This window comes from Porphyrobacter sp. GA68, from assembly GCF_022605525.1.
Classification (GTDB): domain Bacteria; phylum Pseudomonadota; class Alphaproteobacteria; order Sphingomonadales; family Sphingomonadaceae; genus Qipengyuania_B.
In genome coordinates this window covers 1-14,340 of record NZ_JAKQYJ010000002.1, presented here as the reverse complement: position 1 = coordinate 14,340, position 14,340 = coordinate 1, and the positions used below count along the sequence as shown (strand labels likewise).

The window sequence follows — 14,340 nt, the reverse complement described above, 5'->3', positions numbered from 1 at the left end:
CTAACGGGCTGGGCCGATGCGACCAGCATGCAGTCATCGGCCCTGGAAAGAGGCCTTGCGTTTCTGCAGAAAAGCCATTCCACCTTCCAGCGCATCGGCGCTGTCGCCCGCTGCCCTTTGTGCGACCGCCTCGTTATGCAGGGCCGTGGAAAAATCCTGATCGAGACCGCGCCAGATGTTCGCCCGCATCTGCGCCAGAGCAAGCGTGGGGCCACTCGCCAGTCTGGTGGCGAGCGCGTGCGCTTCCTCCATGAGCGCATCGTCCGCCACTGCCTTGTGGATGAGGCCCCACTGTTCTGCCTTGTCCGCGCCGATCCGGTCGCCCAGCAGCATCATCTCCATCGCTCGGGCCTTGCCGACGAGGCGCGGGAGCATCCAGCTCGCACCGCCGTCCGGCACCAGCCCGATGTTGACGAACGCCTGAAGAAAATAGGCACTGTTGCCAGCCACGACGAGATCCGCGGCCAGCGCGATAGAGCAGCCGATACCGGCAGCAGGGCCGTTGACCGCCGCCACAATCGGCACCGCGCAATGCGCCATCTGCATCATCAGGGGATTGTAGCTGCGAGACAATGCGTCATACGCGGCGCGTCCGCCACTGACGCCTTGCTCGCCCCGCGAGGCAAGGTCAGCACCGGAACAGAACGCGCGCCCCTCGCCCGTTATCAGGAAACATCGCGCAGCGCCCGGGTTGCTCAGCACGTCCCGCAATTCGTCCGCCATCTGCGGTGGGCAGGCGTTGAGCCGCTCCGGTCGGTTGAGGGTGATGGTTGTAGTGGCGCCGTCGGTATCAACCTTAATCGTGTGGTATTGCATCGAGCGTCCCCTGAAAAACCTGCGGCGAAGCGGGCCCGGATGCCGCCGAGCACTCCCGCCATCGCCAGCCGTACACGCCGGACGGGGATGATGTCACGGGCCGCTGGCGCATGGAAGGTACGGCTTGGTTGCGCAAGCCGGACCGGAAGTGCTTGTTCGCGCCGCTACCGTCCAGGACGAAAGGGCGCCGCCTGCAATCATCCTCGCTCAATCGCGCAGAACACCCCTAACGATCGCTCAGGCGACTGCGGGATAGATGCTCCGGCGGACGGCTGAGGGTCGGCCAGCCGCATGCCCGGCACTCCGCACAAGCGTGCGTCCCCGGCCAACGCAAGGTCAACGCACGCGCGGCCCGCCGAACGGCAGGGGCGGCGGCGGTCGGCGCACCCCGCGTGGCAATTGCGCCTGATAGGCCCGGCCGCAATGTTCGACGCAATAAGGGAAGCCGGGATTGACCGCTTCCCCGCAGAAATGAAAATCCGCCTCTCCAGGGTGACCCATCGGCCAACGGCAGACCCGTTCACTAAGGTCAAGCAGGCTGGTCTTGCCAGCGATCTCAGGGCTTGGCTTGGCCGGCACCAGGCGGCGCGGCGGCGCCGGCGGTATCGGAGCCTGCTGATCGCCAGGCCCCTGCCTGAGAAAGCCTCCCGGCCCCACCGAGACGATACGCGGAGCGGCGCTGTTCGTGGGTGCTGACACCGGCTGGACCTGAGCGCCCGTTGACGCAGCCTCGGGCGGCTCTTGGGGCGACGGTGCGGGCGCGGTCACCTCTTCCGCCGGTTGATCGTGCTTTGGCGGGGTTGCCGCTGGTTCGGCTGCAACGGGCTTGTCCTTGCGAACGACGGGCGGCGTCTTGACAGGCCGAACCGCGGGAGTGGTTTCAACGGCCGCCTCGGACGCGGGTTCAGTATTCTTCGCCGGCTGCTTCGCCTTCGCGGCTCCGCTTTTCACCGGCGAGGGGCGCGCTTTCAGTCCCAGGCGATGCGCCTTGCCGATAACAGCGTTCCGGCTCACCCCGCCCAGAGCGTCGGAAATCTGGCTGGCGGTCGCGCCACTTTCCCACAAGCTTTTGAGCTTGGCGATTCGTTCTTCCGTCCAACTCATGCGATGTTCCCGAGTAATGCTGACGCCGACCTGTGCGCCCAGGTTCAGCCGTGAAATAAACTGTGCGGCGGCGATGTAGGCGCGCGGCGGTCCTCTTGCCAGTGGCAGAGCCAGTCCTTAGGCGCGCGGGCATGGCCGATCAAGACAGTGCCGCGCACAGCGACCCCCTGCGAACCACAACACATCCGGTCGTTCCTCGCCAGTTCCTGCCGCCGGGGGAACCGGTGTTCCGCGGGATCAACAAGATCGGGCTGTGGAGCCTGTACCTGAAGGAAGTCCGGCGCTTCATGAAAGTCCAGACGCAAACAGTCTGGGCACCTGCCGTCACCACCCTGCTGTTCCTGGTCATTTTTTCGGTCGCCCTGGGCCGAGGAAGCGAGCGCGAGGTGCTCGGCGTCAATTTCGTCAGCTTTATCGCACCTGGCCTGGTTGTCATGGCAATGATGCAGAACGCGTTTGCCAACACCAGCTTTTCGTTCCTCTCGGGCAAGATACAAGGCACCATCATCGACCTCCTGATGCCACCTCTCTCGGTAGGCGAACTGATGACGGGGATCGTCGCGTCTGGCGTCACCAGGGCGCTCCTGGTCGGATTGGCGGTGGCAGGGGCAATGCTGCTGTATCCCAACCTCACGCTGCAAATCACCCATGGCTGGGCCATTGTGTGGTTCGGCCTGATGGGATCGATCATGCTCTCCCTGCTCGGCCTGGTGGCGTCGATCTGGGCGGAGAAGTTCGACCACAATGCCGCCGTCACCAACTTCGTGGTTGCCCCGCTGTCGCTGCTGTCCGGCACTTTTTACACCATCGATCGGCTGCATCCCACATTCCAGGCGGTCAGCATGGCCAACCCGTTTTTCTATGTCATTTCCGGCTTCCGCTATGGCTTTGTCGGCCAGAGCGACATCGGCGAAGGTCAGGTGGCTGTCCTTGCCGCCGCAGCCGGCTTGGGTGTGCTGAACCTAGTTCTGGCGGTAATCACCTACCGCGTGCTGCAATCCGGCTGGAAGCTGAAGGGCTGAAAAGCCAGTCAGTGCGTCAGAGAACGGCGCACGCGGTAACGGCCATTCTCGAAATTTTCGAACATCTGCGCGATATCGGGATGACCAACAGGGCCGTTGTCAGCGTCGGGCCGCAGATTCTGCTGGCTTACATAGGCCACGTAATAGGACTCTTCGCTCTCCGCCAGCAGGTGATAGAACGGCTGCTCGCGCGACGGACGGATTTCGGGCGGTATTGATTCATACCACTCTTCACTGTTGGCGAATACCGGATCGACATCGAAAACGACGCCGCGAAAGTCGAACAGGCAGTGGCTGACAATGTCGCCAATCCCGAAACGGCTGGTGGCGTGGCGCGGCGCAGTGATCGTGCGGCCCGCCTGGTCTGAAAAGAACTCGGTCTGCTCCATATGCCTGCTTATATGGGCAGAACCTGATGCTGCACAAGCAGGCGCACCCGACCTGCACCCTCTTGGCAAGCCGCGGCGCATCGGCTAACCGCCGCGCCTGATCGCCCCGCACCGGCAAATCCGGCGCGAAAAAGCCCGCGGAGAGGTGGCAGAGTGGTCGAATGCGCCGCACTCGAAATGCGGTGTACGGGCAACCGTACCGTGGGTTCGAATCCCACCCTCTCCGCCAACTACCAATTCCCTATACTTCCCGGATTGTCTCCAAAAGCGGCAGATTTCCGCCATTTTCTGGCTTGCTGTCTTCTCAGTCGTTCTCTATATGTTTCCCTGCATCTCGCGCATGGTGTGGGGAAGAATGTGGGGAAAGGAGTTCGGCGGACACATGGGCAGCTTAACCGCGGTCAAGCTTAGAAACCTCAAGGATGCCGGGCGCTATTCCGACGGCAACGGGTTGATCCTCGTCCTCAATCAGTCCGGCAAGGCAAGCTGGATCGTGCGCGTGCAGAATGCTGGACGTCGGCGGGACATCGGGATCGGCTCCTATCCTGAAATTCTGTTGGGCGAGGCGCGCGAGATCGCTGCGGACGTCCGCCGACAGGCCAAGGCTGGGGTGGACGTTATCGCCGAGCGCAAGAAGGAGAAGAAGGTCATCCCCACCTTCCGCAGCGCCGCAGTTAAAGTCCACGAAGAGCACAAGGCCAGTTGGAAGAATGGCAAACATCAGGCCCAATGGCTTGCGACGTTAGAGACGTATGCCTTTCCTCACTTTGGCGAGCAGCTCGTCTCTGAGATCGAAGGCCCCGCAATTCGTGATGCTCTAGCACCAATCTGGCTCGCTAAGCCGGAAACCGCCCGCCGGGTTCGGCAGCGAATAGGCACGATCCTCGACTGGTCCTATGCGAAGGGTTATCGGACCACCGAAGCACCAATGCGCTCAATCGCGAAGGGATTGCCAAGGCAGCCCAGGAAGTCGGGCCATTTTGCGGCGATGCCATTTGAAGAGGTGCCTGCATTTCTCGCGAAGTTGCGTAGCCGCACTTCAGTCGGTCGCTTGGCCCTGGAGTTCCTGATCCTCAACGCTTCGCGCTCGGGCGAGGTGCGCGGGGCATGCTGGTCGGAGATCGATCTCGAGGCAGCGGTTTGGACGATTCCTGCCGAGCGCATGAAGATTAACCGCGAGCACCATGTTCCACTCACCCCCCAAGCCCTGGATGTCGTTGAAAGAGCCCGGGTATTCCGATGTGAGGCGAGCGACCTTGTTTTTCCGGGGCAACGACCGAAGCTCCCGATGTCCGACATGACCCTGCTCAAGATCGTGCGTGACATGGATCTCGATTGCACCGTCCACGGCTTTCGCTCTTCGTTTCGCGATTGGGTCGCTGAAGAAACTCATTATCAGGGAGAAGTGGCGGAAGCGGCTCTCGCCCACACAATTCCGAACAAGGTTGAAGCCGCGTATCGGCGAACCGACTTCTTCGCTAAGCGCGTGAACCTGATGCGGGATTGGGCGGATTTCTGTCTTACGCCGGGAGCAAAGGTCAAGCGGTCGGAGAACCAATCCAAGCGGCTCGCAGCCGATCGAGCCCCGAAACCACGACTTCCGCGATGACGTTGTTACCTAAAAGAGCGCTATCGGGTACACAGTCTTCGATAACCCAACGCTCACCCGCATCAGTAATGACTGCGAACCCCCGAGGAGTTTGTTCAAGGCGTCCGGTGATGCGTTTGCGATTCATGTCAATCAGTTCGAGTATGCCATCCAACGGTCGAGAACGCTCCTCACATAGCCAGGCGTCTCGCGATTTCTAGGAATCCCGCCTGCCTTCGTCACGGCGCCGGGTCCAGCGTTGTATGCGGCAAGGGCGAGATGCACTGATCCGAACCGATCGAGCATCTGCTTCAGATAGCGCGCACCACCTTCGATATTCTCCTGCGGATCATGCCGGTTTGCGACGCCGAGTTCGCGGGCGGTGGCCGGCATCAGCTGGGCAAGACCTGCCGCACCCGCAGGACTGACTGCAAGCGGGTTGAACCGGGATTCCGCCCAGATCAGAGCCTGAAGAAGCCGCGGCGGCAGGCGATACCTTGCTTCCGCTTCGCGAATGAGCGGCAGGTAGATCGCCTCGCGGTAGCCGGGGACTACCGCGCGAAACGCAAGTGAACTTCTTTGCGAACGTAGGCTGCTCTCGCTGCTGAAGCTTCCTGGGCCTGGGGCCCCCGCCGTGCCATGGTCGTGATCGAAAATTCGAAATTCCTGAGCGAACGCTCCTTCGCCAGCCGTCAGGCTCGCTGCACAGATCAAGCCTGCAATGAACCGGCTTACCATTTCGCGTTCTCCTCGATTGCACCGAATCGCAAGAGAACATAAAAAGAACATCAACCTGTAGGAAAGCGATTAGAACACCGCAAAGAGGGGAGGCAGCGCTGGGGAAGCGAGCAGGCGATATGGAGTCTTCCGATGCAGTCCCGAAGTGAAGATCAGAGCACACAATCCCTCGAAGCAACTGCCCGCCAACTCTGCAAAAGCCGCGGCGGCCGTTGGTCGGGTTCCAAGGGCATGGCCCGGTGCCCGGCTCACGATGATCGCACTCCCTCACTCGGCGTCACCCTGGGCCGACGTGCTATCCTGTTCCATTGCTTCGCCGGCTGCGATCAAGCGAGCGTGATTGACGCTTTCAGAAGGGAGGGGCTTTCGCCCGCGCAGCTGTTCGGCGGCTTTCCGCTGAATGCCGGAGGATCGACGATTGAGCCGTCGCCATCGCGAGGTGCGCTCCGGACATGGCATAGCGCCTCGCCCCTGAACGGCAGCCCGGCCAAAGCTTATCTCGAAGCGCGGGGTATCACGGCTGTCTCGCCCGCGCTGCGCTTCAACTCCCGAACGCCTCTAGGGCCCAAAGGCCGCGCGCAATTCATTCCAGCAATGATTGCAGCCGTCAGCCTCGACGAAGGGCCAATCGCCATTCACCGAACATTTCTCGATGCGGAGGCGCCCAGGCTCGCGGCATTCGACGGCCCGAAGCGTGCACTCGGTGCGCTCCGATCAGCCGCCGTGCGACTGTTCCCTGCGATCGATGGAGTGCTGGGCATCGCCGAAGGTGTTGAAAGCGCGCTCTCAGCTCGCGCACTCACCGGCGTCCCGTGCTGGGCAACGCTTGGTAATGAGCGCTTTGCGCTCGTCTCGATCCCCGAGAGTGTCACCGAGCTCCATCTCTTTGTCGATTACGATGCAGGCGGCAAATTGGCGGCGGAACGTGCGCTTCAGAGCCATGCGCTCGAAGGCCGGACAATCCATGTCCGGCGTCCTTCAAGGCGCGACACCGACTGGAACGACGAACTGGTGAACTGGCTCGCCCGCAAGCGGGCTTCGTAGAGAAGAGAAAGCTTTGGCCTCGTGATCGGCAGAAGGCTTCGTGCCCGATGCCTCCATCAGGAGGACCAACAATGCTTCAGTTCGAATTTTCAGAACCCGACGTTGAACCTCGTGCCCAGCCCTTGGCGGTGACGATCGGCGAACGGGTAGCCTGTCGTCTGGCCGACGGCTGCCATCTTACGCGTAGCTCCATTTCTGCGCTCTTTGCCGAAGAGACCGGGATCCAGACCTGGGGGACGGGTTGGTCCATCGACGACTACAACGATGCGATCGAGATCGGCGCGCTCCTGTGGCTGAAGTCTCACGGCCGGATTACGCTCGGTACCGCGATCCATGAAGCGGACGCGCGCTTTGAATGGCTCGAAACCGCCTTGCCCCCCCGCCATGTGCGTAGCGAGGCGCAGATCGAGCTGCAGCAGTTCTCGACCCCGCCCATGCTGTCCTGGCTCATGGCGCAAGCGGCTCAGCTTCGCTCGTCCGATCAGGCCCTCGAGCCTTCGGCAGGTAATGGCGCGCTTGCCCTATGGCCGGCTGTTCAAGGCTCCGACCTCACGCTCAACGAGATCGATCCTGCTCGCCGACAGTCACTTGCCCATCTGTTTTCCGATGCAGCGGTGACCGCTCACGACGGTGAGGTCATCGATCATCTCCTGACCCACAGGCCGCCAACCATAGTCCTCATGAATCCGCCGTTTGCGCGCAGTCGCGAGCGTGGGGTCAGTGCGGCAACGGCGTTGCGCCACCTTCGCAGCGCGTTCCGTCTCTCGAAGAGCGCCGCTCGCCTCGTCGCGATCATGCCGGAAGGTTTCGATGCGTCTCGCTTCGCCAGCTCGTTGAGCGATGCCAGGCTGCGGCTCGATGTGCGCATCGCCGGCGCGTTCCGGAGGAACGGCACAGGCGTTCCCGTGCGCATGGTGGTGTTCGACAAGACCATCGACGACAAACCGGTGGTCACTGCGGAAGCGGACGATTTGTCCGATCTGGCAACGCTGATCGGCCGACTCCCGCCGCGCGCTCGCGATACTCCGGACCTTGCCGTGCTGACCGCGCGGCCCGCGACCGGCACTTTGAGAAAGCCAGCAAAGGCCCGGCCCGCGGCTCCGTTTGCTACTCGCCCCGTACCTGGCGAGCCGTTCGAAGAGCTCGGTTATGCTACCCTCGATGAGCCCGCGCCCGTTCCGGAGCAGACAGGGATCTACCTTCCCTATCGCCCGAGCCGGATCCGGATCGAAGGCGCGCCGGTCCATCCGACGCCGCTCGTGGAGTCCATCGCGATGGGGTCGGTCGCGGCTCCGATACCGACAGTGCGCCCAAAGATGCCCGCCGACTGGCGAACACGCGAATTGCTTTCCGAAGCCCAACTCGAAACGCTCGTCTATGCCTGCGAGGCGTTTTCGCACGATCTGCCAGGGCGCTTCCGAGCCACTCAGGAAGGAACCACGCTCGAGCAGGCCGAGGATGGAGCTCGTTATCGTCAGGGCTTTTTCCTCGGGGACGGCACCGGAGCGGGAAAGGGACGGCAGATCGCGTCGGTGATCATGGATCGCTGGCTTGACGGCGAACGTCGACACATCTGGATTACCAAGAATGAGGCGCTGCTCGAAGATGCCCGCCGCGACTGGGAAGCACTCGGCGGTATGCGCCTCGACATTCAGCCACTCTCCGGTTGGAAGCTGGGAGTACCGGTTCGTTGGTCCCAGGGCATCCTCTTCATTACCTATCCGACGCTTCGCTCCGGTCGCGCGGACGATACGCGGCTTGACCAGATCCTCGCTTGGACTGGCGATGATTTCGAAGGCGTCATTGCGTTCGATGAGGCCCACGCGATGGCCAACGCCATAGGCAGCCGTAATGCGCGCGGCGCTTTTAAAGGCTCCGAACAGGGTATGGCCGGGCTAAGACTGCAGAACCGGCTTCCGCGCGCCCGGATTCTCTACGCCTCGGCTACCGGCGCTTCGGACATTTCCAATCTCGGATATGCGACCCGCCTCGGCTTGTGGGGAGCCGAAACCGCTTTCCCGACACATGAGGCGTTCACGACCGAAATTCGGGCAGGCGGTGTCGCGGCGATGGAGCTCGTCGCCAGAGACCTCAAGGCTCAGGGACTTTATCTCTCGCGCGCCTTGTCCTTCGCCGGAGTCGAGTACGAAATCCTCGAGCACGGTCTGACCAGTGCGCAGGTCGCCATCTACGATGCCTATGCCGAAGCCTGGGCGATCATTCATCGCAATCTCGACGAGGGGCTTAGGGCCACGCGGATAGTCGACGAGGACAGCGGCGATACGCTCAACCGCAACGCGAAGGCTGCCGCGCTTTCGATCTTCGAAGGCACCAAGCAGCGGTTCTTTGCTCAGCTCCTGCTCTCGATGAAACTCCCAAGCCTGGTCCCCGCGATGGAGGAGTCGCTCGCGGCCGGCCACTCGGTCGTCGTGCAGCTGGTCTCGACCGCCGAGGCGATGCTCGACCGCCGCTTGGCCGATCTGACTCCCGAGGAACGCGAAGCGCTCAATATCGATCTCTCGCCGCGCGAGTATGTCATCGACTATCTCGCAAGGAGCTTCCCCACTCGTCTGATGCAGATTTTCACCGACGAAGAGGGCAATCTGCGTTCCGAACCGATGAGCGACGACGATGGCAATCCGGTCATGTGTCCACGCGCCGTCGCCGCGCGCGATGCGCTGATCGAACAGCTCTGCGCCCTGCCGCCGATCGCAACCGCGCTCGATGCGATTATCGAACACTTTGGAACCGGCAGCGTCGCCGAAGTGACGGGCAGGACGAGACGACTGGTCCTGGTGCGGGACGGACAACAGCGGCTCGAACGCCGCGGCGGGTCTGCCAATGTTGCCGAGGCTCAGGCCTTCATGGATGGCGCCAAGCGCATCCTGATCTTTTCCGACGCCGGCGGGACGGGCCGTTCCTATCACGCCGACCTCAATTGCCAGAACCGGCAGCGGCGCGTGCATTTCCTGCTCGAGCCGGGGTGGCGCGCCGACAATGCGATTCAGGGCTTGGGCCGGACCAATCGCACCAACCAGGCTTCCGCGCCGCTCTTCCGACCTGTGACCACGGATGTGAAGGGTGAGCGGCGGTTCATCTCGACAATCGCGCGGCGGCTGGACAGCCTCGGTGCACTCACCCGCGGACAGCGGCAAACGGGTGGACAGAACCTATTCGATCCGGCCGACAATCTAGAAAGCGATTACGCCAGGGACGCGCTGAGCCGCTGGTTCCACCTGCTCTACGATGGCAAGCTCGAGGCGACGAGCTTTGCCGATTTCGTGCGCCAGACCGGCCTGCGGCTCGAAGGTCCCGAAGGCGGTCTAACGGACGACCTTCCGTCGATACAACGCTGGCTCAACCGCGTGCTCGCGCTGCCGATTGGGATGCAGAACGCGATCTTCGACGAATATCTTGCTCTGATCGAAGCGCGCGTGGAGGCCGCCCGCGAAGCGGGAACACTCGATCTCGGGCTCGAAACGGTCAAGGTCGACAGCTGTCGAGTAATTTCGGATCAGATCCTTCGCAGCGACCCGCTCACCGGTGCTGAAACCTGCCTCCTCTCGCTGGAGATCGAGCGGCACTTGCGGCCGCTGCGCTTCGAGCGCCTCGCGCGACTGCAGGACATTGGCTCGCCCAATGGCCTACCCCTGCACAATGCACGCTCCGGCCGCGTCGCGCTCAGCGTTCCCGCGCGCCGTTTGATTGCCGACGACGGCAGTGTGATCGAGCGGCGGCGTTTGCTGCGTCCGCTCAAATCCGCCAACTGGACCCGCGAGGCGCTCGCCGAGAGTGCCTGGGAGGTCATCGATCCGGTTTCGTTCGAACGTCTCTGGCGAGCGGAAGAGATCGAAGCTGTGAAGGAGCCGGTTCGCGAACGTGTGCACCTCGCGACCGGGCTGCTCCTTCCGGTCTGGAAGCGCCTACCCGGCGATCACGTGCGCGTAACCCGTATCGTCTCGACCGACGGGACCTCCATCATCGGCCGCGAGGTGGTGGCCGCGGATATCGCCAAGGTGTCGCAGACCTTCGGCCTCGGCAACTCGGTCTTGCCTACTCCCGGTGAACTGGCCGCTCTCGTGCTCTCCAGCGGCACCGCACAGTCCTTGCAGAGCCATGATCTGCTGACGGTCAAGCGCAGTCTCGTCGGCGGCGAGCAGCGCATCGAGCTGACTGGCTTCGCGCCCGATCGGCTCGACTGGTACAAGGCCAAAGGCTGCTTCACCGAGATCATCCGCTACCGGACGCGCCTGTTCGTGCCGGTGGCCGATGGGCCGGCCATCCTTGAAGCGCTTGCCCCCTGATCAGCGGCAGCACGTCTCACAGCAGAGAGAAGAGAGTGCCTTGGACTGGCGAACCTTGTGGGATGCACCCGCACCGGTTCGTTCAATCCATCAGGAGACGATCAATGATCCAGTCCATTTCCTTGAAGAAGCTCGCCCCGAGCCCGCGCAACGTGCGGAAGGTGAGCGATGCCAACGCCGATGCCCAGCTCAAAACCGATATCGCGGCCCGCGGCCTTCTCCAGAACCTCGTCGTGCGCAAGGCCGCGCGCGGCAAATTCGAAGTCGAGGCCGGCGGGCGGCGGCTTGCCGCATTGCAGTCGCTCGCCGAGGACGGCGCAATTCCCACAACCCATGAAGTGACCTGCCTCGTCATCGAAGGCGATGAATGCGAAGTGCGGGAAGCGAGCCTAGCCGAGAACTCCCAGCGTCTGGCCATGAATCCCGCTGACGAAGCGCAGGCCTTCGCCGCAATCATCGGAGCGGGCGCCGCGACGGAGGACGTCGCCCGTCGCTTCGGCCTGACCATCCGCTTCGTCGAGGGCCGACTGCGGCTGGCTTCGCTTGCGCCGTGCGTCTTTGAAGCGCTGGCGGAAGGCGCGATCACGCTCGACATGGCCAAGGCCTATGGCGCGGTCTCGGATACCGAGCGGCAAGCGCATGTCTTCGCCGAGCTGCAGGACGCCTGGTACCAGATCACGCCCGATACGATTCGACGGATGGTGCTGGACGCGACCGTGCGCGGCAGCGACCCGCGCGCGATCCTGGTTGGCCGCGAGGCCTATCTCCAAGCCGGCGGGCGGATCGAGCGCGAGCTTTTCGACGACGATGCCAGCGAGAGCTGGGTCGATATCGCGCTGCTCGAGGGTCTCGCTCAAAAGAAAATGGAGGAGGCAGCGAGCGTCAAAGCGCGGGAACTCGGCCTAGCGTGGGTCCGTCCGACACTCGGGGCCTATGTCTGCCACGATCTGATCGAGGGGCTCAGCCGCCTTTCCGCCGAGCCGGCCCCGCTGAATGAAGCGGAAGCCGAGGAACTTTCAATACTCGAGGCAGACTATGACCGAGAAGCGGCAGTCCTCGAGGACGAGGACAGCAGCGAGGAGGAGGTCGCGAAAGCCGAGGAGCAACTGGCACGCATCGATCGGGCCATGCGAGCGCTCAACGATCGTCCGCCGGTGCTTGCCGACGATCTGAAGGAAGAAGCGGGGGCCTTCCTGGTCCTGTCGCGCGGTGGCGAGCCTACTCTCGTTCCGCAGTACTACACGGAAAGCGAGGTGGCACAGTCAGACGACGGCATCATCGAGCCGGTCGACAACGACGGTGACGCATCGAGCAAGCCTGCAACCTATTCGCAGCGACTGCTCGATGAACTTGCGATGCAGCGCCGCGATGTGCTTGCCATCCATCTTGCCAACGACCCAGGCCTGGCGCTCGACCTTATGATCTTCACGCTGGCCGATGCCGATGGTCACGACTGGCGCGCCAAAAAGGCGGTCACGATCGCAGGGCCGGCTGCGAGCGGCCCGGTCTCGGGATTTGAAGCCAAGGATGCTCCGGCGAGCGCGGCACTGGCGGAGTTCACCGGCTCACTCGACGAAAGTTGGCGCGCCGGCGCTTCGGAAATCGAGCGTTTCTCAGCGTTCCGAGGGCTTTCCGATGAAGCACGGAGCCTCTGGCTCGGCTTCGTGGTCGCTCGCACGCTCATTGCGAGCCTCAATACCGATGGTGATCGCGGACTTCCGCTCCACGACGCGCTGGGCTCCCTGCTCGAGATCGAGATGGCGCATTGGTGGCGGCCCACGGCGGCGAACTTCTTCGATCGCGTGCCAAAAGCGCGCATCCTCGAAGCCTTCGATGCTGTGGGCGGGCCCGAGCTTGTCAGCCGCTATGCGGGTTCCAAGAAAGCCGATCTCGCCTCCGCTGCCGAACGCATCTTTTCGGGTGAGTTCATCGGCGAGGCCGACGTCACAGAGCAGGCTCTGGCCTGGGTTCCGGCCGTCATGCGTTTCGGCACTCCAAGGGAAGAAGCCGTTGATGCCGATGAAGCAGCTGCTCTCTCGGGACACATCGAAGAGGTAGTAACCGAGAAAGCCGCCTGACCCTCCTGACAGGTCGGCTTACACGGTTGGCGGTCCGTCCGTTCGGACGGGCCGCCTTATGTCATTTTGACCGGAATTGGGCCGGAAGCGGACCGTCCGCTCTTGGCCTCACATTCGGCAATGTGGACATCTACGGGCCCATACGTCGGTGCGAGACGTTGGCGTTAGATGACCATACACTACACGCGCACGGGGCGCGGAAAACCCCTCCTCCTTGTCCACGGACTGGGGGCGACCTGCGGCTCGTGGAACACGATCCTGTCTGCGCTTTCTCAAGTCAGGGAGGTGATTGCCGTAGACCTGCCCGGCCATGGGCAGACACCCGAAGAGGCCGACAGCGGCACGTTTGACGGGCTGGCGCGCAGTTTGCACGATTGGCTCGGCGCGGAGAACCTCTCAGGTATAGATATGGTTGGCAGCTCGCTGGGTGCTCGCCTAGTGCTCGAGATGGCGCGGCGCGGCCATGCGGGCGCGGTTGTCGCACTGGATCCCGGCGGCTTCTGGCAGGGGTGGGAGCGCACCTTCTTCAAAGCCACCCTAACGCCATCGGTTGCTCTGGTTCGCGCGCTGCGACCGATGCTTTCTGCCATCACCGGAAATGTTGCAGGCCGGACCGTGCTCTTGGCCCAGCTCTCTGCAAGGCCGTGGGCGCTCGATCCGGCATTCGTTGCGCGTGAACTGAAGTCATTGGCTGATACGCCCACCGTCAATTCGCTTGTGAAGGATCTCGCCAACGGCGCAATGCAGGAGGGCCCTGCAAAAACGGCTGCGCCCGTTGTCATAGGCTGGGGACGCAAGGATCGGCTGTGTCTACCGCAGCAGGCGGATCGCGCGATGAAAGCTTTTCCTGAAGCGACGCTGCACTGGTTCGAGCGTAGCGGACACTTCCCGATGTGGGATCAGCCAGAGGAAACCGTCCGCGTGATTCTGGATGCAACAAGCATCTCGGGATTGAAATGATTCTGCAACTGGCGGGTAAGCAAATCGAGTGCCTATGCAGGGGTTAGTCCCATTGTAAGGTCCTGGGTTGGGCCGGAAGCGGAAAGGCAGCTTTTATATCTTGGAGCGGACCAAGCGGACAGCGACTGCTGACCGTATCGCAAGCCGGTGCATTAGAGAATGGTCTGGAGAAACCCCTCTTGGCATAGACTTTTGCCGTCGTCGAAACGCCCTTGCAGGACAGCCAAAACGGAGCTGAGGGCAACAAGCTAAATCGGTTTGCTATTTAGCGCGCCTTTCCTACCATCCAGAGATGCT

General features: G+C 62.7%; 11 protein-coding genes and 1 tRNA gene. 7 read left to right on the top strand and 5 right to left on the bottom strand.

Annotated features, from left to right (window positions below; translation table 11 throughout):
• Positions 1 to 33 precede the first annotated feature (33 nt).
• Positions 34 to 816, bottom strand: a complete 783-nt coding sequence (locus tag LHJ54_RS07740; RefSeq protein ID WP_228243315.1) for an enoyl-CoA hydratase-related protein — start codon at positions 814 to 816, stop codon at positions 34 to 36.
• Between the two features lie 336 nt (positions 817 to 1,152).
• Positions 1,153 to 1,920: a GcrA family cell cycle regulator gene (locus tag LHJ54_RS07735; protein ID WP_228243314.1), complete on the bottom strand. Its 768-nt coding sequence runs from the start codon at positions 1,918 to 1,920 to the stop codon at positions 1,153 to 1,155.
• 131 nt (positions 1,921 to 2,051) lie between these two features.
• Here LHJ54_RS07735 and LHJ54_RS07730 point away from each other — a divergent pair, with 131 nt between their 5' ends.
• The gene (locus tag LHJ54_RS07730) at positions 2,052 to 2,942 is read left to right on the top strand and encodes an ABC transporter permease (protein WP_228243313.1); all 891 of its coding nucleotides are present in this window, start codon (positions 2,052 to 2,054) and stop codon (positions 2,940 to 2,942) included.
• A gap of 8 nt (positions 2,943 to 2,950) precedes the next feature.
• Here LHJ54_RS07730 and hspQ read toward each other — a convergent pair whose 3' ends face one another.
• The gene (gene hspQ / locus LHJ54_RS07725) at positions 2,951 to 3,331 is read right to left on the bottom strand and encodes a heat shock protein HspQ (RefSeq protein ID WP_228243312.1); all 381 of its coding nucleotides are present in this window, start codon (positions 3,329 to 3,331) and stop codon (positions 2,951 to 2,953) included.
• A 139-nt stretch (positions 3,332 to 3,470) separates the two neighbouring features.
• Between hspQ and LHJ54_RS07720 the strand changes: the two genes are divergently transcribed.
• Both LHJ54_RS07720 and LHJ54_RS07715 read left to right on the top strand, forming a co-directional pair.
• A tRNA-Ser gene (locus LHJ54_RS07720) sits at positions 3,471 to 3,560 on the top strand.
• A 153-nt stretch (positions 3,561 to 3,713) separates the two neighbouring features.
• Complete coding sequence (locus LHJ54_RS07715) at positions 3,714 to 4,940, top strand: site-specific integrase (protein WP_228243311.1); 1,227 nt, start codon at positions 3,714 to 3,716, stop codon at positions 4,938 to 4,940.
• Here the strand turns inward: LHJ54_RS07715 and LHJ54_RS07710 are convergent.
• On the bottom strand, positions 4,870 to 5,067 hold the full coding sequence (locus LHJ54_RS07710; protein ID WP_228244333.1) for a DUF5818 domain-containing protein: 198 nt from the start codon (positions 5,065 to 5,067) through the stop codon (positions 4,870 to 4,872). The two genes, LHJ54_RS07715 and LHJ54_RS07710, sit on opposite strands and share 71 nt — an antisense overlap.
• Before the next feature lie 5 nt (positions 5,068 to 5,072).
• Positions 5,073 to 5,657 carry a lytic transglycosylase domain-containing protein gene (locus LHJ54_RS07705; protein WP_228243310.1) on the bottom strand — a complete coding sequence of 195 codons (585 nt, stop codon included), beginning with the start codon at positions 5,655 to 5,657 and terminating at the stop codon, positions 5,073 to 5,075.
• Between the two features lie 336 nt (positions 5,658 to 5,993).
• On the opposite strand from LHJ54_RS07705, the gene LHJ54_RS07700 reads away from it, so the two are divergent.
• From LHJ54_RS07700 to LHJ54_RS07685, 4 genes are all read left to right on the top strand, one after another.
• The gene (locus tag LHJ54_RS07700) at positions 5,994 to 6,701 is read left to right on the top strand and encodes a toprim domain-containing protein (protein WP_373457067.1); all 708 of its coding nucleotides are present in this window, start codon (positions 5,994 to 5,996) and stop codon (positions 6,699 to 6,701) included.
• A 71-nt stretch (positions 6,702 to 6,772) separates the two neighbouring features.
• Positions 6,773 to 11,005, top strand: a complete 4,233-nt coding sequence (locus tag LHJ54_RS07695; protein ID WP_228243308.1) for a strawberry notch family protein — start codon at positions 6,773 to 6,775, stop codon at positions 11,003 to 11,005.
• Positions 11,006 to 11,109: 104 nt separating this feature from the next.
• Positions 11,110 to 13,083: a ParB/RepB/Spo0J family partition protein gene (locus tag LHJ54_RS07690; RefSeq protein ID WP_228243307.1), complete on the top strand. Its 1,974-nt coding sequence runs from the start codon at positions 11,110 to 11,112 to the stop codon at positions 13,081 to 13,083.
• Positions 13,084 to 13,251: 168 nt separating this feature from the next.
• Entirely contained in the window at positions 13,252 to 14,043 is a 792-nt protein-coding gene (locus LHJ54_RS07685; RefSeq protein WP_228243306.1) for an alpha/beta fold hydrolase, read from the top strand.
• The last annotated feature ends 297 nt before the right edge of the window (positions 14,044 to 14,340 follow it).

Bases quoted from the DNA above. Each gene is read 5' to 3' on its own strand.
- LHJ54_RS07740 (WP_228243315.1), bottom strand. From the start codon at position 816: ATGCAATACCACACGATTAAGGTTGATACCGACGGCGCCACTACAACC.
- LHJ54_RS07735 (WP_228243314.1), bottom strand. From the start codon at position 1,920: ATGAGTTGGACGGAAGAACGAATCGCCAAGCTCAAAAGCTTGTGGGAA.
- LHJ54_RS07730 (WP_228243313.1), top strand. From the start codon at position 2,052: ATGGCCGATCAAGACAGTGCCGCGCACAGCGACCCCCTGCGAACCACA.
- hspQ (WP_228243312.1), bottom strand. From the start codon at position 3,331: ATGGAGCAGACCGAGTTCTTTTCAGACCAGGCGGGCCGCACGATCACT.
- LHJ54_RS07715 (WP_228243311.1), top strand. From the start codon at position 3,714: ATGGGCAGCTTAACCGCGGTCAAGCTTAGAAACCTCAAGGATGCCGGG.
- LHJ54_RS07710 (WP_228244333.1), bottom strand. From the start codon at position 5,067: ATGAATCGCAAACGCATCACCGGACGCCTTGAACAAACTCCTCGGGGG.
- LHJ54_RS07705 (WP_228243310.1), bottom strand. From the start codon at position 5,657: ATGGTAAGCCGGTTCATTGCAGGCTTGATCTGTGCAGCGAGCCTGACG.
- LHJ54_RS07695 (WP_228243308.1), top strand. From the start codon at position 6,773: ATGCTTCAGTTCGAATTTTCAGAACCCGACGTTGAACCTCGTGCCCAG.
- LHJ54_RS07690 (WP_228243307.1), top strand. From the start codon at position 11,110: ATGATCCAGTCCATTTCCTTGAAGAAGCTCGCCCCGAGCCCGCGCAAC.
- LHJ54_RS07685 (WP_228243306.1), top strand. From the start codon at position 13,252: ATGACCATACACTACACGCGCACGGGGCGCGGAAAACCCCTCCTCCTT.